The sequence below is a fragment of the Rhizobium tibeticum genome (assembly GCF_900110205.1).
Classification (GTDB): domain Bacteria; phylum Pseudomonadota; class Alphaproteobacteria; order Rhizobiales; family Rhizobiaceae; genus Rhizobium; species Rhizobium tibeticum.
Map to the genome: position 1 here is coordinate 143,574 of NZ_FOCV01000006.1, position 18,198 is coordinate 161,771.

General features: G+C 60.3%; 18 protein-coding genes. 13 read left to right on the plus strand and 5 right to left on the minus strand.

What is annotated here, in order from left to right:
• Positions 1–128 precede the first annotated feature (128 nt).
• Positions 129–479, minus strand: coding sequence for a VanZ family protein (locus BSG20_RS08960; RefSeq protein ID WP_072374005.1), 351 nt, complete (start codon positions 477–479; stop codon positions 129–131).
• A gap of 411 nt (positions 480–890) precedes the next feature.
• Between BSG20_RS08960 and BSG20_RS08965 the strand changes: the two genes are divergently transcribed.
• From BSG20_RS08965 to BSG20_RS08995, 7 genes are all read left to right on the plus strand, one after another.
• The gene (locus BSG20_RS08965; RefSeq protein WP_072374008.1) at positions 891–1,238 is read left to right on the plus strand and encodes a hypothetical protein; all 348 of its coding nucleotides are present in this window, start codon (positions 891–893) and stop codon (positions 1,236–1,238) included.
• Positions 1,239–2,108: 870 nt separating this feature from the next.
• Positions 2,109–2,501 (plus strand): hypothetical protein, encoded by a 393-nt coding sequence (locus BSG20_RS08970; RefSeq protein ID WP_072373735.1) that lies wholly within the window; start codon positions 2,109–2,111, stop codon positions 2,499–2,501.
• Between the two features lie 523 nt (positions 2,502–3,024).
• Positions 3,025–5,535, plus strand: coding sequence for a heavy metal translocating P-type ATPase (locus BSG20_RS08975; protein ID WP_072373738.1), 2,511 nt, complete (start codon positions 3,025–3,027; stop codon positions 5,533–5,535).
• Positions 5,532–5,927: a Cu(I)-responsive transcriptional regulator gene (gene cueR / locus BSG20_RS08980; RefSeq protein ID WP_072373741.1), complete on the plus strand. Its 396-nt coding sequence runs from the start codon at positions 5,532–5,534 to the stop codon at positions 5,925–5,927. Before BSG20_RS08975 ends, cueR begins: the two co-directional genes overlap by 4 nt.
• Positions 5,928–6,067: 140 nt before the next feature.
• Entirely contained in the window at positions 6,068–6,607 is a 540-nt protein-coding gene (locus BSG20_RS08985; protein ID WP_072374011.1) for a sigma-70 family RNA polymerase sigma factor, read from the plus strand.
• Positions 6,594–7,361, plus strand: coding sequence for an anti-sigma factor family protein (locus BSG20_RS08990; protein ID WP_072373745.1), 768 nt, complete (start codon positions 6,594–6,596; stop codon positions 7,359–7,361). Before BSG20_RS08985 ends, BSG20_RS08990 begins: the two co-directional genes overlap by 14 nt.
• 19 nt (positions 7,362–7,380) lie before the next feature.
• A complete protein-coding gene (locus BSG20_RS08995) occupies positions 7,381–8,097 on the plus strand; it encodes a Bax inhibitor-1/YccA family protein (protein WP_072373748.1) in 717 nt (238 codons plus the stop codon).
• A 135-nt stretch (positions 8,098–8,232) separates the two neighbouring features.
• Here the strand turns inward: BSG20_RS08995 and BSG20_RS09000 are convergent, their stop codons facing one another.
• The 3 genes from BSG20_RS09000 to repA all read right to left on the minus strand — a co-directional run bounded on the left by BSG20_RS09000 (position 8,233) and on the right by repA (position 11,703).
• Entirely contained in the window at positions 8,233–9,363 is a 1,131-nt protein-coding gene (locus tag BSG20_RS09000; RefSeq protein WP_072373751.1) for an RHE_PE00001 family protein, read from the minus strand.
• A gap of 163 nt (positions 9,364–9,526) precedes the next feature.
• Positions 9,527–10,510, minus strand: coding sequence for a plasmid partitioning protein RepB (repB, locus tag BSG20_RS09005; RefSeq protein WP_072374014.1), 984 nt, complete (start codon positions 10,508–10,510; stop codon positions 9,527–9,529).
• Positions 10,507–11,703, minus strand: coding sequence for a plasmid partitioning protein RepA (gene repA / locus BSG20_RS09010; RefSeq protein ID WP_072373754.1), 1,197 nt, complete (start codon positions 11,701–11,703; stop codon positions 10,507–10,509). The genes repB and repA overlap by 4 nt, the downstream gene beginning before the upstream one ends.
• Before the next feature lie 202 nt (positions 11,704–11,905).
• Here repA and cobF point away from each other — a divergent pair, with 202 nt between their 5' ends.
• From cobF to BSG20_RS09035, 5 genes are all read left to right on the plus strand, one after another.
• On the plus strand, positions 11,906–12,673 hold the full coding sequence (cobF, locus tag BSG20_RS09015; protein ID WP_072373757.1) for a precorrin-6A synthase (deacetylating): 768 nt from the start codon (positions 11,906–11,908) through the stop codon (positions 12,671–12,673).
• Between the two features lie 66 nt (positions 12,674–12,739).
• Complete coding sequence (gene cobG, locus BSG20_RS09020; protein WP_072373760.1) at positions 12,740–14,104, plus strand: precorrin-3B synthase; 1,365 nt, start codon at positions 12,740–12,742, stop codon at positions 14,102–14,104.
• A gap of 2 nt (positions 14,105–14,106) precedes the next feature.
• Positions 14,107–14,739 carry a precorrin-8X methylmutase gene (locus BSG20_RS09025; protein WP_072373763.1) on the plus strand — a complete coding sequence of 211 codons (633 nt, stop codon included), beginning with the start codon at positions 14,107–14,109 and terminating at the stop codon, positions 14,737–14,739.
• Positions 14,736–15,467, plus strand: coding sequence for a precorrin-2 C(20)-methyltransferase (locus tag BSG20_RS09030; RefSeq protein ID WP_072373766.1), 732 nt, complete (start codon positions 14,736–14,738; stop codon positions 15,465–15,467). Before BSG20_RS09025 ends, BSG20_RS09030 begins: the two co-directional genes overlap by 4 nt.
• On the plus strand, positions 15,464–16,228 hold the full coding sequence (locus tag BSG20_RS09035; protein WP_072373769.1) for a precorrin-3B C(17)-methyltransferase: 765 nt from the start codon (positions 15,464–15,466) through the stop codon (positions 16,226–16,228). Before BSG20_RS09030 ends, BSG20_RS09035 begins: the two co-directional genes overlap by 4 nt.
• On the opposite strand, the gene BSG20_RS09040 is transcribed toward BSG20_RS09035, so the two are convergent.
• Positions 16,192–16,962 (minus strand): cobalt-precorrin-6A reductase, encoded by a 771-nt coding sequence (locus BSG20_RS09040; RefSeq protein WP_072373771.1) that lies wholly within the window; start codon positions 16,960–16,962, stop codon positions 16,192–16,194. The genes BSG20_RS09035 and BSG20_RS09040 overlap by 37 nt on opposite strands.
• Between BSG20_RS09040 and cbiE the strand changes: the two genes are divergently transcribed.
• The gene (gene cbiE, locus BSG20_RS09045) at positions 16,961–18,193 is read left to right on the plus strand and encodes a precorrin-6y C5,15-methyltransferase (decarboxylating) subunit CbiE (protein WP_072373774.1); all 1,233 of its coding nucleotides are present in this window, start codon (positions 16,961–16,963) and stop codon (positions 18,191–18,193) included. The two genes, BSG20_RS09040 and cbiE, sit on opposite strands and share 2 nt — an antisense overlap.
• Positions 18,194–18,198 lie beyond the last annotated feature (5 nt).

The following is an 18,198-nucleotide window of genomic DNA, read 5'->3' on the forward strand; positions in this document are numbered from 1 at the left end:
GGCACGACCAGATCACGAGAGAAGGTGTTATTCCGAGCCGCTCAAAAACGACCTGGATTCGATCCATAACGAGTTGACCAGCCATCTGAAATGGTTCGGCCGGAAATTTGACTGACCTTTGCAGCAGACTAGCTCGATCGCGGCCGACGGATCCAGTTTGCTGCAAACCCCAGAGCCACGCCGATTGTTGCACCGACAGCTTTTACAGAAGCGTCCTCAAGCCGCGCATGGCGGGTTGGTGAGAAATACTGGAGGAGTTCTATTGTGGCCGCTCCGAGTATGACCAGGATAGCGCAAGCCCAGAAGTGACGGGGATAGGCTAACACGAACAGGAGAGCCATTGCTGTGAAGGCGAGTGCTCGGTCATAGCGCACGGACATGACGTCGTGCGGTCGTATACCGATCGGCGAGACGGTCACGAACAGGATCGCGGCAAGCGACAACCACGCGGCGATCTTCAGGAGTCGGTCAAGAACCATGTGCGAAGGATAGCTAATCGTAGTGTTTGTATCCAGTCGGTTGTTTGGTTCGGTGATGCACTTCATTGTAGCGAAGGGGTACCCCCGCCGGGGTTGCGAGCCGGCGCCGTGGCCAGGAGAACAAGACCCGCGGCTTGCTGGCAATTCGGTGGAGGACTGGTCATCGCATCGAACCAGGCAACATCTATGAACCAGCTTCTTCCCGCCCGCAACGCGTCCTGCCACCCGATCTCCGCCGTACCTGCACTCAGCGGGGTAACTGTTGACCTGAGCTGCACGAGTACAGTCCCAACCACCATATTACGATGCTTGAATATACAACTTTTGAGCGATGAAACCGGCCAATTGGGGAAATAGCAGCTTCGACTGCCCTCGTTCAAAATGACAGATGTCGAAAAATGGGGATTGTCGATGGCCGAAGAATATCGTCTCCGTATGGAAGGCTCAGGTTGGTCTATCATTGATCAAGCAACGCATGAGCCAGCGCGCCTGGATGGCGTTCCTCTTGCCGCGATGGAAGCTGAGGAAGCGAAGCATATGTTAGCCATTCTCAGGAGCATCGATCGCGTGCGGACTGCTTCGAAACGATTGGCATCCGCGAACAGGAAGCGCTCCGATACGACGCAAATTGCGGCCAATCCTCAGATCGATGCCGCTTTTGAAGCGCTGAGACCATTCAAAACCGGCTGCGCGCGCTGCGGCAGCTGCACGGGAATATGCAGAAAAGCACCGGCTGAAGCCGATGCAGCAATTGGCTGAAGCGTCGATGGCGCGTCAGGGGGCGTGGAACTGTTGTGGCGTTTCCCGTAAGCATGCGGGCAGCGGCTGGAAATCGGACCAAGAAATGTGCGGACCGGAAGGTTCACCTTTCGGACCCCACGCTACCTGCTCGCGGGGGTCGCCTTGGCAGGTCAAGAGGTCCCCTGGACTGACGGGGGACATCGCCCGGTAACCTGCCGAGCATTCTGCTATGGGCACCACAGAGGCAATCTGCGACTTGGCCTGAATGCATTGGTTTAAAGGGCTCGAAACCTCGTTGGTCCTTTGCCGCCATCCTTCACAAGGTCTCAAAAAGCGACGGAGATCTGTGACGATACGACTTCCGTTTGCCGAGTTTCTCCTGCAAAGGCACCCAGCCTGCGCCGGTTCCGGCCTCTATTCGGCTAAGTTTTCATCGATTGGTTCGCGTCTCACTTTGGCCGAAAAATTCGAAGACTATGCACGACGATCACAAGGAGATGCGGCGACCCGACCTCCACTGGTCCCTTGTTGATCGGCAAATACTGGCCGGGGCACCATGCCCCGGCCAGCGCACCTTTCGCTCGCAGACATGACTCGAGTCCGACCAACCGCACACGTTGGCGTCATGGACAGGCTGTGGCGGCTGCACGACCGTGCTTTCCGCGATGAATTCGTCGATTAAAAGATCGAGCATCTTTGGAGATCAGTTCCAAGGTGGCTACGTCCAAGTGAGTACGTGCCATCAAAGAGAAGTTGCGACAATATTGGCCATCCTAAATCGAACGGTTGTGTCGAATAGGGCCATCAATCATCGTCGGCTTTCTCTTGTTTTGCGTCGTCGGCAATCCGCGACTGCATCTTGCACGATGCGATCACCAAGAGGCGAGCATGACCAACAGCGGGGAACCTCAGTGGGAACTCGACGACGAGTTTAAGACCTTGACGATCACGTTTCCGACTGACCCGCCGGTCGCGTTCGTGCTTGACGCAACTTCTGTCTCAAATCTGATCGAAGGCGCCGGCCAGATCAGGGCTGAGATGCCGCCGCCTCATGACGAGAATTGGGAAGGTGGGCAAATGGTCGACGCCGTGCTTGATCCACGTTGGTACTCAGAATCCGACGCACTGCTTGGAGACTCGCTTCTTCACATTCGCGATCCTCGCTTTGGGTGGCTGCACTATGCCTTGACGCGAGAGTCTGCCAGAGCGCTCGGAACCCTTCTCATCCTGCAGGCTGATGACCTGCCCGCCGATAAAGAAGGACACCATCGCAAGAACTGAGCTTCGTCATGGACCAAAAGCCCAAGTTACCGCTTTTTCCTAACGTGCGAGCGGCAGGCGGATGTGCTTTCATACCTGCAAGGTGCGGAATTTGTCGTAATTAGTATTTCAGTATCTGCCAGTAACAATGCAACCTGCTAAAGGCCTGCCCCGGCGGGCCCTTTGTTTCAGTGCGCCACTCCTTAAGCGTCAGGCGAGCGCGCTCACCGCTGCCTCAACCATGCAACCGTCGTTGCCGCCTGACGCCGCTTTGTGCCCCAGGGCGCCGTCTCCTGTCCGATTGCCGATTTGGCCGAACATCTTCAGAGGATCCGAACCTGCCTTCTCGCCTGAAGACATGCTGTTTCAGCCTCGTCCAGCGATCTGGCGTGACAAGGCGTGGAGATCCTTTCGAAAAAGCAGTCGCAAGTTACGTTGCACTATTCCACCCGCCTTACATGATGCCGAACTTTTCCCCTTGACCTTCCAGGTGCTGGAAGGTTCATAAGAGTCTCCGCTGCCCTATTAGGCAAAGGAGGCACGGATGGATAGAACGCACAACCATCACAACCACGAAGAACACGGTCATGACCAGGCTGGGGCTGCCGACGACGTCGTGCGTGATCCTGTCTGCGCAATGACGGTCGATCCCAAGGCCGGCAAGCCTTCGCTCCAGTATGCCGGGCATGTCTATCATTTCTGCTCGGATGGCTGCCGGCGAAAGTTCGAAGCTGCGCCACAGGACTATCTGACGGCGACGGATCCGGTCTGCGGCATGGCCGTCGATCGCGCGACTGCCAAGCACTTCCTAAAGCGCGAGGGCGAAAAATTCTACTTCTGCTCGGCCGGCTGCAAGGCGAAGTTCGAGGCCGATCCCGCCGCCTATCGCGACGGAAATAGACCTGCCCCAAAGCCGATGCCGAAAGGGACCCTTTATACCTGCCCGATGCATCCCGAGGTCGTCAGCGATCATCCGGGCGACTGCCCGAAATGCGGCATGGCGCTGGAACCGATGGGCATTCCACCGGCAGATGCAGGTCCGAATCCGGAACTGGTGGATTTCACCCGCCGGCTCTGGGTGAGCGCTGCACTCTCAATCCCGCTGCTTGTAATCAGTATGGGACCGATGATCGGTCTGCCGCTGCGTGACTGGATTGGCGAAGCGCAAGCCATGTGGATAGAGCTGCTCCTTGCCACGCCGGTCGTCCTTTGGGCCGCCCTGCCTTTCTTCCGCCGCGCCTTTGCTTCCGTTGTCAACCGCAGCCCGAACATGTGGACGCTGATTGGACTGGGCGTTGGCACGGCCTATCTTTATAGCGTCGTCGCAGCGATGGCGCCCGGCCTCTTCCCGCATACCTTCCGCGGCCATGGTGATGCCGTTCCTGTGTATTTCGAAGCGGCGGCCGTCATTGTCGCTCTCGTATTCGTCGGCCAGGTTCTGGAACTGAAGGCAAGAGAAAGAACCGGCTCGGCCATACGCGCATTGCTTGACCTTGCGCCGAAGAGCGCACGGCGCATCAATGCAGACGGCTCGGAGACCGACGTCGCCATTGATGAGATACGGGTCGGCGAGCGTGTGCGGGTTCGTCCGGGCGAGCGCATCCCGATTGACGGTTCCGTCAGCGAAGGGCAATCGACTGTCGACGAGTCCATGATAACAGGCGAACCGATTCCGGTCGAAAAGCGGACGGGCGACGCGGTCACCGGCGGCACGATCAACAAGAACGGAATGCTGGTCATGATCGCCGAGAAGGTCGGCGCCGACACGACTTTGTCGCGCATCGTCGACTTGGTCGCAAGAGCGCAGCGTTCGCGCGCGCCCATCCAGGGCGCCGTCGACCGCGTTTCGGCAATATTCGTTCCCGCCGTCATTGCTGCTGCTGTCATGGCCTTCGTCGTCTGGAGCTTTGTCGGCCCGGAGCCCCGCATGGCGCATGCGTTGCTTGCCGCCGTTGCCGTACTCATTATCGCATGCCCTTGCGCACTCGGCCTGGCGACACCAATGTCGATCATGATCGCGACCGGCCGCGGCGCTCATGAAGGCGTTCTGATCAAGGACGCGGAAGCGCTTGAACGCTTCGCTCGCGTCGACACGCTGATCGTCGACAAGACGGGCACCCTGACTGAAGGAAAGCCCAGACTTACAGATGTAGTTCCCCTTGCCGGCATCGAGGACACTCGCCTGCTGAAGCTGGCCGCGAGCCTTGAGCGCGCATCCGAGCATCCGCTTGCCGAGGCAATCGTATCCGGCGCGCAGGGGCGCGGCATCGATCCGAGCGATGTCAGCGACTTCGAAGCAAGAACCGGCAAAGGCGTCCTGGGCAAGGCCGATGGGACAATTGTCGCGCTCGGCAACGCCGCAATGATGGATGATCTCGGTATCGACGTTACCCCCCTTGCCGAACAGGTTCGGTCGCTGCGTGACGACGGCAAGACGGTCATGTTCGTGGTCATCGATGGCCGTCTCGCCGGTTTCGTGGCGGTTGCCGATCAGATCAAGCAGACGACGGCGGCTGCCATCAAGGCGCTGCACGACAACGGGCTGACGATCATCATGGCCACGGGCGACAATGAACGCACCGCGCGCGCTGTGGCAAAGAGCCTCGGCATCGACGAGGTACGCGCCGACATCCTGCCCGAAGGCAAGAAGACCTTGGTCGATGAGCTGCGTGCCAAGGGTGCGGTCGTCGCCATGGCAGGCGATGGCGTCAACGATGCGCCCGCGCTCGCCGCAGCCGACGTGGGTATCGCGATGGGCACGGGCGCTGATGTTGCCATGGAAAGTGCCGGCCTGACGCTGGTGAAAGGTGATCTGAATGGGATCGTTCGCGCGAGGCGGCTGGCGATGGCCACGATGCTCAACATCCGACAGAACCTCACCTTTGCTTTCGGCTATAACGCGCTTGGCGTGCCGCTGGCGGCCGGTGTGCTCTATCCCGTGTTCGGATTGTTGCTGTCGCCGATGATTGCTGCCGCCGCCATGAGCCTGTCGTCCGTCTCGGTCATCGCCAATGCGCTGCGACTGCGGTTCGTCAAGCTATCGGAGATCGGATGAATATCGGGCAAGCCTCGCAACGCTCCGGATTGGCGCCGAAGACGATCCGCTACTATGAGGATATCGGCTTGATCCGCCCCGAGAGGAGCGGAAATGGCTACCGTGACTATGCCGAAACCGATGTCCACAAACTGCGCTTTCTGCAGAGATCGCGCGGCCTCGGCTTTTCTGTCGAAGAATGTCGCCAGCTGCTGGCCCTCTACGAAGACAAGAGCCGGGCAAGTGCGGATGTCAAAGAACTGACGCAGGCGAAGTTGACGGAAATCGATCGCAAGATCCAGGAACTCACCGGACTGCGTCGCACACTGGAGCATCTGATCCACGCATGCCACGGCAACGACAGACCCGATTGTCCCATCCTTGAGGAGCTGTCGGACGGTCGACCTGAATAAGCCTGCGCATCGTTCCCGCGGTTTTGCCGCCGGTATCGTCCCGATGTCAGCCTGTCGGCTTCCCATCTATGACCGAACGCTCACTCGAATTTTTTGCTGACCGCTGGAATAACTCTTCGCTCAAATCCGTATACTCAATCATGGAACGCAAAGAACGCCCATTCGACGTCATAGGCCAGCTGGCAGCGCTTCGGCGCTATGCGCGTTCGCTGGTGCGCAATTCGGATGATGCGGAAGATCTCGTTCATGACGCCCTGCTGCGGGCCTACGAGAAGAAGCAGAGCTTCCGCCGCGGTGGCAACCTGCGCACCTGGCTGCTCTCGATCCTGCACAATGCTCACATCGATCGCGTACGCCAGGATCGATCCTTGGCGCGGCGACACGAAGAAGCCGCCGTCGAGACGGAACAGTCGCTGCAGGCCGGCCAGGAGCATGCCGTTCGCCTCCAGCAGGTACGAGACGCGTTCTTCCATCTTCCGGAGGAACAGCGCGAGGCACTGCATCTGGTTGCGATCGAGGATCTTTCCTACCAGGAAGCGGCAACGGCGCTCGGCATTCCGATGGGCACCTTGATGTCGCGCATTTCGCGCGCCCGCACGCAGCTTCGCGAGTTCGAGGAGAAGACGCCGCGCGCATCGCGTCTGAGACTAATCGGAGGCAACGGCAATGAAGGCAATTGATCCTATCATCGACGCTGATCTCGATGCTTATGTCGACGGCGAACTCGACGTGGCGCGTCGCATTCAGGTCGAATCCTTCCTGTCAGAGAACCCCGCTATTGCGGCGAAAGTCATGGCTGATCTCAGCATGAGGGGTGAATTGCGCCTAGCGCTCGCCGGCGAAAGCGCGTTCGGCCGTCCAGATACGCGCGACGCTGCGCGACGTTTGGAACGCGGCCTCGCCTATGGCCGAATCCTTCATTCGGTGCAGCGCATCGCAGCCGTCGGCGTTCTTGTCGCTGCAGGCTGGGTCGCCCATACTTCCTTCGGCGCATTTACGGCGACTGAAGTTGCCGCCTCTGTGCCTGCCCCGGCCTATGTCGAGGATGCGGTGCGCGCCTATCATACCGCGCTGCTGCGCCAGTCCGTGCCATCTCAATCCGTCGCAATCTACAAGGCGGAGGATATTCGCGCGGCGACCGCGATCGTCATGCCGCAATTGCCAGAAGACTGGAAGATAGCCGATGTGCAGATATTCCCGTCCGAGTTCGGCCCGAGCGTCGAAATGGCGATCAAGACATCGCAAGACAAACAGATCTCGCTCTTTGCCGTGCGGCCGGGCGCATTCGCGGTGCGGTCCGTAAACCATGTCGTGCTCGACACGGCAGAAGCGGCCTACTGGCAGATTGGCGATGTGGCCTATGCGCTCGTCGCTGGCGATCGCGAGATAAACCTGGACGCGGAAGCCGATCGGCTCGCCCGCACCCTTTATTAGTTCAACCGAGGAGATCAGTATGAACCCGACCAATCCGCGTTTTGGCTACGGCTCGGCCGCAGGCTCGCAAGCGCTGTTCGACGAGGGACTGCGCCAGCATATGCTGCGCGTCTATAACTATATGGGCGTCGGCCTCGTTATCACGGGCATCGTCGCCTTTATCGTCGGCAGCACGCCAGCACTCTATGTGCCGATCTTCCAGTCCCCGCTCAAGTGGGTGGTGATGCTTGCGCCGCTCGCCTTCGTCTTCTTCTTCTCCTTCAAGATCCAGACAATGTCCGCTAGTACGGCACAGATGACCTTCTGGGCATTCTGCGCGGTCATGGGCCTGTCGCTTGCCTCCGTCTTTCTTGTATTTACGGGCACGAGCATCGCACGCACCTTCTTCATCGCAGCGAGCATGTTTGGTACCACCAGCCTTTACGGCTATGTGACGAAGAAGGATCTTTCCCGCTTCGGCTCGTTCCTGATGATGGGTCTGATCGGTGTCATCATCGCGAGCATCGTCAACATTTTCCTTGGCTCGAGCGCGCTGCAGTTTGCCATCTCGGTCATCGGCATCCTCGTCTTTGTCGGCCTGACGGCCTACGACACGCAGAACATCAAGGAGCAGTATTCCGAGAACTACGATCAGGAATCGAACCAGAAGCTTGCTGTCTTCGGCGCGCTGTCGCTCTACCTGAACTTCGTCAACATCTTCCAGCTTCTGCTCAATTTCACGGGTGAGCGGGAGTAAGGATCAGCGCTTCTGGGGGCAATGGAAGCGCTAGAGCGCCCGGTCCGCACTCTGTGACAGGATGCGCGGATCGGGTGTTCACCCAAAAAAAGCGGTCGGGTCTCCACGCCCGGCCGCTTTCTTTTTGCTCTCAGATCAGATTATGCCCCAGGCACGATAGCGCCCTCGCCCGGTGATTTCACGGATGCCAATGTCGTTCAGCAGATTGAGCGCGCCGCGGCTGGTCACCTGCAACTCGCGCGCCACCATTGCCGACGAGACCATCGGCCGCGACAGGACGAAGTCCGCAAGCCGCGGCAGGCTGCTGTTTGATCGGCGATCCCTGAAGCGGATTTCCATCTGCGTGCGCGCCAGCGAAAGACGGTCCATTTCCTTTAGTCCCGCGGCAGCGCTTTCCACCATGCCCTCGAGAAAAGCCTGCAGTCGCGTCAGCCGGTCGCGCGCACGTCGCCGCTCATGGCGTATCGTCTTGAGGCCCGCATAGAAGGCAAAAAGATGGGACGTGACCTTGCCGCGTGCGCGCAAATAGCTGGCGACCAGGAGGCCTCCGAGCCAATGCTGCCGACGAAGTGGCTCGATCCTCTCCCAGGCATCAAATATCAGAGCTGCGCCGAGCGTCGCGGGCAATGCATCGGCGATGGCAATCGTCTTGCGCCATGCCCCGAGGCGCGCAACCTCGTCCCATTCCTCGTCATCGAACAAGCCGAGGGGATCGTCGATGCGCTTCTCGCGCGTGCGCTCGCTCGTGTCGTGTGGCTCGGACCTGCCGAGATGGCTATGGCTATCCAACAAACGCTGCGATCTTTCCAGGATCGCATCGATCGCGGCCAGTTCAGCGGAGAGAAGAGCATCCACCTCGCCTTCTGCATCCTCGTCGACCAACGGTTTTGTACTCTTGATCTCGAGGGCCCCCTCCCCTTCCATGCCACCGGCCAGCATCGACAATCCTGAGGGGCTCAGCGCCCAATCGGGTGCGGCAGTCCAGATGCGCCTTCGCATTCGCAAAATAGAATGGGCGATCGTCAGTTCGTGGCTTGGCGTGCGTGTATCCATACGGGCGTCGTGCAAGACGAGGTCTTCAACGTGAACCAGTTCACCGGCGACCCACAAGGCACCGATAGCGTCAAAGAAATGTCGGCGCTCGGCAAAGCCTTCCGCGACCGTGACGCGTGTCGTCCTTTCGTCCAGTCTCGCCAACCCATCCTCGGCCTGGACGATCGTCGGCAACAGGCTGATCAGCAATGGACTGTCGATCTCATAGCGCATTGTTAGCTATCTTAGTTTTTCCGCAACGGAATCCAAATCATGCTTAACTTCCGTCATGTATGACATGGATCGTCGGTGCACTCAAATCGCCGCACGGTGAATTTCGAGCAACGCACTGGGGAGCCGGTCTTAAAGGCAGACTGAGCGCGCGCCGGCCGCAGCGCTACTTTCCAGCCTTGAACGCCTCATAGAGTTCATCGAGGCGGCGCGCGATGTAGCCGCCAAAATCCGCCGCATCGCCTGTCTTTAGCGCGATGGTGAAGGAATCGCCCGCGCTGCGGATGCGACCCTTGATCTTACCGTCTCGCTTCGGAAACCATTCATACTCCGTGGCCTCCTGTCTCTCCGGCTTTTTTTCCAGTTCGGCGACAACGAGGTCGAAGCGACGATCGCTCCCTTGGGCGGCAAAGTCCTCCGAGCCAAGCAGCCCCCGCAACCGGGAGGTCGTTGCGCTGGTCCAACCCTGCGCAAGCGCGATCCATTTGCGACGTCCAGCTGCCGGCGCAGCCCCGATCGCCATGATGGCTTCCATTGGAATGCTCTTGGCAACCGAGATCAGTTTCGACAATTCCGTCTTGTCGGTCGAAAGGGCCTTCATGATAACCGGCCGCTCGAAACCCTTGCTCTCGAGATTGAAGGCAAAAACGGCTCGTTCAATATAGGAGAGGTTACGCCTTGCGGAATTCTCGATGCCTTGCGCGATGACGACATCGACATCATCCAGTTTCCGGATGATCGCCTGCACCTTGCGCCCGAGCAGTCGCAGCGCCTGAAGCCGCCGGTGTCCGTAAACCACCTGGTAACGCGTATCGTGCTGCGGATGCCGTCGAACGAGAATAGGCACTTCCTGTCCATCTTCCTCGATCGACCGTACCAGCTCGTCGGCAACATCCTGGGGCAGCTCCGCCAGCCGATCTCTGACGAAGGACATGTCGATGAGTTCTGGATCGAGTTCAACGACGCGCTCGCCAGATAGCAGTGCCTCCTGCATCGCCCTGCTTTCTTCCTCCATCCGCCCAAGCGTCAGCGCCATCGAACGGACCGGGCCGGCCGGGCCGCGCATCGGCGTTTCATCCTCCGAGTTGGCCGCGGCCAACTCCTGCGCGGTGTCGTCGAACAGTCCCTTCAGTCGATCCCGTCTGCTCATGTCCGGCCCCATGCTTTGTGAATTCCCGCCAGCACTTCACCATTCGCAGCGTTGACCGACTCCAACGCGCGGTCGTAGGTCGAACGCCGAACTTGACCCCTTTCGATCTCGTAAAGCGACTGCTTCGTCAGCCCGGCATCGGCGATCGCCGTGGACTTTAGGATGGTCGCCGTCAAGACGTCGTCGCTGAAAAGGTTGCGCAGCAGCGCCACGATCTGCGACTGCGGCGCATCGAACGGTTCGTGGCGCGTGACCACATATTTGATGAAGTCATGTTGCAGATCGCCACCGGCCTTGCGCACGACAGACAGCAGATCCGACGTCATCAACAAAAATTGCGACATCGACGCAACGTCGACCATCTGCGGGTGGATGGTGATCAGAAGCGACGTTGCCGCGCAGACGGCGCCGAGCGTCAGATAACCAAGCTGCGGCGGGCAATCGATGACGACGACATCGTAGTTGGCCTCGACCTCTGAAATAGCAACACCGACACGCCGAAAGAACACCTCCCCCGTCCGCTGGCGATCCCCGAGCGCGCGCGGCGTTTCGTGCTCGAACTCCATCAGCTCGAGATTTCCTGGCACGAGGTCAAGCCCGTCGAAATAGGTCTTGCGTACGACGTCCTTGAGAGAGCGGCGGCTCGCGTCATAGCGGATCGCGCCGTAAAGCGTATCGCCGTCAGCCAGATCGAACTCCGGTTGGACCCCGAGCATGGACGACAGCGATGCCTGCGGATCGAGATCGATTGCTAGCACGCGGTAGCCATTCAGCGCCAGGTACTGGGCGAGGTAAAGGGTTGTGGTGGTCTTTGCCGAACCGCCCTTGAAATTCGTCACCGCGACCGTCTGCAGCTTTTCGCCGGGCCGACGCCACGGAAGATAGGAGAGCGCATCCTTCGGCTTGATCCGCGCCATATGGTGGCGCAGCTCGTTGATTTGGGCAAGCGTATAGGACCGTCGGCCGTTGACGGAGACGTCCGGCTGCGGCCCCTTGCCGTCGAGCGAGAGCTGGCGCAGGTATCCGTCGGACACACCGATCATTTGCGCCGCCTCCCCGGACGTGAACGTCCGCAGCGTCTTCTGGGACAACGGCGGAAAGAGCTTTTCACGAAGAAGCTTCAGCTGACGCGAAAGTTGGTTGGCGTGCCGCTCGATGCGGACATCCGTCGTCGATACGCTAATGTTGTCCAAAACACTCGATCCCTATCAATGCGCTTTTCTGTCAACATCGCGCTAAAAAGCGTATCAAGAATGCCATGATTCGCGAATCGCGACAAGAATGGCCAAGGCTGGCAGGCACTCGCAAAGTTGGCCGCGGCCAACTGCGCCTTACCCTCTTGCGGCGACGGGTTGGTTGCGCCACAAACGAGCCGAGCTGAAAAGGTAAGAAGGCGTGCCTCATATCCACATCATCGGCATCGGGACAGGAAATCCCGAGCACGTCACCATTCAGGCGATCAACGCCATGAATGCCTCCGACGCCATCTTCATCCCGACCAAAGGCCCAGAAAAAGACGGTCTGGCTGCTGTTCGTCGCGAAATCTGCAGCCGCTACGTCACGAACAGCAAGACTGAGATCATCGAATTTGCCGTGCCCAAGCGCGCCACAGCCGACCGGACCTATCTCGAAAGTGTGGATGTGTGGCATGCCTCCATTGCCAAGACCTATGTCAGGCTCATCGAAGGCCTGCCAGAAGCAGGTAGGGGTGCCTTCCTGATCTGGGGCGACCCCAGCCTCTACGACAGCACAATCCGCATTCTCGAACGCGCACAGGTAGCCAGCAGTTTCGCCTTCGAGTTCAGCGTCATTCCCGGAATTACGAGTGTACAAGCCCTCGCTGCAAGCCATCGCATTCCGATCAACCTTGTCGGAAAGCCGCTCGAACTCACCACCGGTCGGCGTCTCGTCGAAAAAGGCAATCGGGCCGAAAGCACTGTCGTCATGCTCGATGGCGAGCTCGCCTTTTCGAAGATCGATGACCCCGACGCGGAGATCTTCTGGGGTGCCTATCTTGGCACGCCCGACGAGATCACGCGCGCCGGACGACTGGCTGACGTCGCAGACGAGATCGTCAGAGTGCGGGCTGAAGCGCGTGCGCGCCACGGCTGGATCATGGACATCTATCTGCTCCGCAAAGGGCATGATTTCGATGATCTTTGACGAAGATCATGGTTTTGCGCTGATTGTCCCAATCATATAAGGACATGAGCGAAGGAACTGGCGACAATGGCATCTGGCGAACAGACGGCGCGCGATAGCCGGGAGGAGGTCCCCACGTCCGGTATGCGCCGTGGCGCCTGTCCGACGCTGCTGGAGCCGATGCAAACGGGCGATGGTCTGTTGGCGCGGCTGCGGCCCGCCGGCGGCATTCTTTCGATCCAGCAATTCATCCAGTTGGCAGAGGCAGCGCAGAGGCACGGTAACGGAATACTCGAGATCACCGCGCGCGGCAGCTTGCAAATACGCGGCCTTGGACCAGAGACCGTCCAACCGCTCGCAGCAGATCTCCACGCCGCAGGTATCTCGGTTCCCGCCGGTCCCGTGATTGAACTCTCGCCGTTGCATGGCATCGCGCCTGACGAGATCGGGAACCCCACCGAGATTGAAGCCGTGCTGCGCGAGAAACTCGCCGCGGAGCTCCTTTCCCCGATGCTTGCGCCGAAACTCTCAATTCTGATCGACGGCGGGGGCAACTGCGGGCTTGCTGCCGTTACCGCTGACATTCGTGTTGCCGCCGTTTCCGCCGGTGTCTGGCAAATCGCCATCAACGGCGACGGACGAACCGCACTGCCATTGCTGACAGGAAGCGCCGATCAGGCTGTTCGAGCAGTTGGGGATCTGCTTCGCCTGCTCATTTCGCTTGGCCGGCACAAACGATGCCGCGATGTCGAACGCGCGCGCCTCCTCTCGGCCTTCCCTGCGATGGAGCTGGTGAAGCTCGCAAGAGCGCCCGAGTTCCAAGATCCCTTGGTCGGCACCCTCACCCTTGCGGATGGCCTCGCAGTTCTCGGACTGAGGCCTCGCTTCGGGCAAATGCGCGCCGGCGACCTCATCGCGTTCCTCGGCTCAGCCAAGGCTTTCGGCGCAACGCAAGTGCGGCCGAGTCCCGGACACATTCTCTTACTGGCTGAGCTCACACCTCGATCCGCGATGCTCATTGCGCAAATGGCGCCGAGCTATGGCCTGTCTGCCGACCGTCACGATCCCTCGGCACACATTGCCACCTGTGCAGGCGCCGGCGCCTGCACCTCAGGCCACTATCAGACCAAGGCCCATGCGGAAAGATTTGGTTCCATCGCTCCCGAATTGCTGGACGGCTCCATGGTTGTTCATCTCTCAGGCTGCGCCAAGGGGTGCGCCCATCCGCAGCCGGCCCTTTCCATTGTCGGGGCGCAGGACGGCTACCATCTCATCCTCAACGGGAAGGCTTCGGATGCTCCCGATGCACAGATTGCTAGCGGCGACATCGATTCCGCTATAGAGGAACTCGCTCGCCTCATCAAAAACGAGAGACACGCTGGCGAATCAGCTGCTGCCTGCCTTAGACGGGTCGGCAAAGGCGACGTCACAAGGCCGCTGCGACAGGGATAGGAATGCCTGATTACGATTACATTCACAGCGGCGACGCGATCTACGAGCGATCTTTTGCGATCATTCGCAGCGAAGCTGACCTTTCACGGTTTTCTGCGGAGGAAGCCGATATTGCCGTACGCATGATCCATGCATGTGGTCTCGTTGAAGCGGCAGAGTATTTCGTGTTCTCGCCCGACTTCGTCAGTGCCGCACGCGTAGCCTTGCATGATGGGGCACCGATCTTTTGCGACGCAGAAATGGTGGCGCACGGCGTCACACGTACGCGCCTGCCAGCACACAACGAGGTACTTTGCACGCTGCACGATCCGCGCACGGCGGAACTGGCAAGGAAAGCCGGCAATACCCGCTCGGCTGCAGCGCTTCAGCTTTGGCTGGAGCGGCTTGGCGGCAGCGTCGTCGCCATCGGCAATGCCCCGACGGCCCTCTTCCATCTTCTTGAATTGTTGCGCGACGGCGCACCGAAACCGGCAGCGATCATCGGTATGCCGGTCGGCTTTGTTGGCGCAGCTGAATCCAAGGACGCACTTGCCGAAAACTCCTACGGCGTACCGTTTGCAATCGTGCGTGGCCGCCTCGGTGGCAGCGCGATGACAGCAGCCGCCGTAAACGCTCTGGCGAGGCCCGGCCTATGAAGAACCCTGGCCGCCTTATCGGCGTCGGCACCGGCCCCGGCGATCCGGAACTCCTGACCGTCAAAGCCGTCAAGGCGATCGAAGCAGCACATGTCGTCGCCTATTTTGCCAAACAGGGCAGGGGCGGCAACGGCAAGGCGATCGTCGAGCATCTCTTGAGCGCAGAAAAGACGTTGTTGCCGCTCTACTATCCGGTGACGACCGAGATCGAGAAGAGGGAGGAGGCTTACCGCAATCAGATTGCCACCTTCTACGATCAATCGGCAGACGCGGTCGCCAGTCATCTGGAGAAGGGCCGCATCGTTGCCGTGTTGAGCGAAGGCGATCCGCTGTTCTACGGCTCCTATATGCATCTGCATATACGGCTGGCGAACCGCTATCCAACGGAGGTCATTCCCGGCATCAGCGCCATGTCCGGATGCTGGTCGCTTGCCGGTATTCCGATTGTCCAGGGAGACGACGTCCTTTCCGTACTGCCCGGTACGATGGCTGAAGCCGAGTTGCAGCGGAGGCTCTCGGATACGCATGCCGCCGTTATCATGAAGGTTGGACGCAACCTTCCCAAGATTCGCCGCGCGCTGGAAGCGTCGGGCCGCCTTGCAGAAGCCGTTTATGTGGAGCGGGGTACGATGGCCAATGCGGCAATGACAAAGCTTGTCGACCGCCTTGATGGCGACGCCCCGTACTTTTCCCTGGTGCTCGTGCCCGGCTGGGAGGCCAACCGGTGACCGGGACGCTCTTCGTGATCGGGACGGGCCCGGGCAATGCGCACCAGATGACGCCGGAAGCTTTAGCCGCCGTGTCCCAGTCAACCGACTTCTACGGATACGGACCCTATCTCGACCGGCTAAACCTGCGATCCGATCAGCGGCGACAGGCATCTGATAACCGCGAGGAGCTCGATCGGGCATCGGCAGCTCTGCGCGCGGCGGCGGCCGGGGCGTGCGTCTGCGTCGTTTCCGGGGGAGATCCAGGAGTCTTCGCGATGGCGGCGGCCGTCTGCGAGGCCATCGACAACGGTCCGCAAGAATGGCGCGCGGTTGATCTGATCGTGCTGCCGGGAATTACCGCCATGCTCGCGGTCGCCGCCCGCGTCGGCGCCCCGCTTGGCCATGATTTTTGCGCGATATCGCTATCGGATAATCTAAAGCCTTGGAATGTCATAGAAAATCGCCTGTTGATGGCGGCCAGAGCAGGCTTTGTCATCGCTATTTACAATCCGATCAGCAAGGCACGACCCTGGCAATTGGGTAGAGCGTTCGACTTGCTGCGCGCCGACCTTCCCGCCGCGACGCCGGTGATTTTCGGCAGGGCGGCAGGACGTGCCGACGAACGTATCACCGTCCAGCGCCTTGCCGGCGCCGAGGCAGCAGCCGCTGACATGGCAACCTGTGTCATCATTGGCTCGCCTGAAACGAAGGTGATCTCGCGAGACGGCAAGCCTGATCTCGTCTACACTCCGCGCTCCATCGCAAAGGGAAACAGGTGATCGATCGCCGCCAGCATCGCTTCGATCGTGGCGACCGTCTGCATGGCGGCGGCGGGGGCGCGCGCGATCATAATCACCTCGATGCCGAGGTGGCGTGCTGCCGCGATCTTTGCATAGGTCGCCGAACCACCACTGTTCTTGGTCACCAAGGCGTCGATTCGATGGGCGCGAAACAGCGCGGTTTCACGTTCGACATCATAGGGGCCTCGATCGAGAACGAGGCAGACGTCAGGAAGGACAAGCGGCGGCTCAACAGGATCGACGCTTCTCACGAGGTAGAAGTGCTGAGGAGCCGCTTCGGCGCGATGCGCTTCCTGGCGACCGATCGCCAGGAAGACCCTGCGGGGAGAGGGGCCAAGCGAGGCGATTGCTTCCGGAACAGTCGCGACATGTGTCCACCGGTCTTCCGGTTCAGCTTTCCATTCGGGTCGGCGCAGCGCCAATGCGGGAGTGCCGCTAGCCGCCGACGCCACGCCGGCGTTCCTCGAAATGCGAGCCGCGAAGGGATGAGTGGCGTCGATTATGAGATCGAACTGCCCTTCCTGCAGGAACGCCGCAAGCCCGTCGGCTCCGCCAAAGCCGCCGATGCGAACCGGAACCGGCTGCGGGGACGGTTTGTCAGTCCTGCCAGCAAGGGAAAGAAGAACGTCATACCGGCCTGTATCAGCGAGCGATTGGGCGAGGGCGCGCGCTTCGCCAGTCCCCCCAAGCATCAGGATGCGGATTTTGCCCATGTCTGATATGCCTTCTGCCTCCAGCCGACGCTGGTTGACTATTATCGGCATCGGAGAAGACGGTCCAGCCGGGCTGGGCGATGAGGCAAAGCAGCTGCTCGCGGCCGCACCTGTCGTCTTCGGCGGGAGGCGGCATCATGAGTTGGTGGCCGCGCTCGTCACCGGCGAGAGGCTCTCTTGGGAAAGTCCGTTTGATCGGTCCATCGAGGCAGTCGCTGCGCGCCGCGGTCAGCCAGTCATCGTCCTCGGTTCGGGCGATCCATTTCTTTATGGAATCGGGGCTACTTTATCCCGGCGCATCAGCGCCGAGGAAATGCGGGTCATTCCAGCTCCATCCTCGTTCAGCCTGGCCGCCTCGCGTCTCGGCTGGCCGCTGCAAGAGATGGCGACGATTTCTCTGCACGGCCGTCCGCTGGATCTGATCCGACCGCACCTGCATCACGGCCGGCGGATTGCCGCACTGACCTCAGGCGCCGAGACGCCGAGCCAGCTTGCAGAACTTCTCTGCGCCTCCGGTTTTAGCCAGTCTCAATTGCACGTCCTTGAGGCGCTTGGCGGGCAGCGCGAGCGGCGACGCCAGGCACGCGCAGATAGCTTCGATCTCGGTCAGATCGATCCACTCAACGTCTGCGCCATTGAGGTCGTGGCAGGGGAGGGGGCGCAGACAATTGCGTTCACGCCGGGACTCGATGATGCGCTCTTCGAGCACGACGGCCAGTTAACCAAACAGGACGTCCGTGCGATCACGCTCGCAGCGCTTGCTCCCCGCCACAAAGAACTGCTCTGGGATATTGGAGCTGGCTCCGGTTCGATCGGCATCGAATGGATGCTCGCCGATCCGTCGCTGCGGGCGATTGCAATCGAGCAATCAAGCGAGCGAGCGGCACGGATCGCGCGCAATGCGCTTGCCCTTGGTGTCCCCGGGCTTGCCATGGTCGAAGGCAAGGCGCCCGAGGCGCTGGCGAACCTTCCTGACCCTGATGCGATCTTCGTCGGCGGTGGCGGCAGCGAGCCAGGCGTGCTCGAAATGGCGCTTCAGGCGCTGAGAAGGGGAGGGCGCCTTGTAGCCAACGCCGTCACGCTTGAGATGGAGGCGCTGCTGCTGTCAATGCACCGGCAGCACGGCGGCACGCTAACACGCATTGAAATATCGCGCGCTGCACCCATCGGCGGCATGAACGGTTGGCGGCCAGCCATGCCAGTGATGCAATGGCGCTATATAAAGAAGTGAGAAAA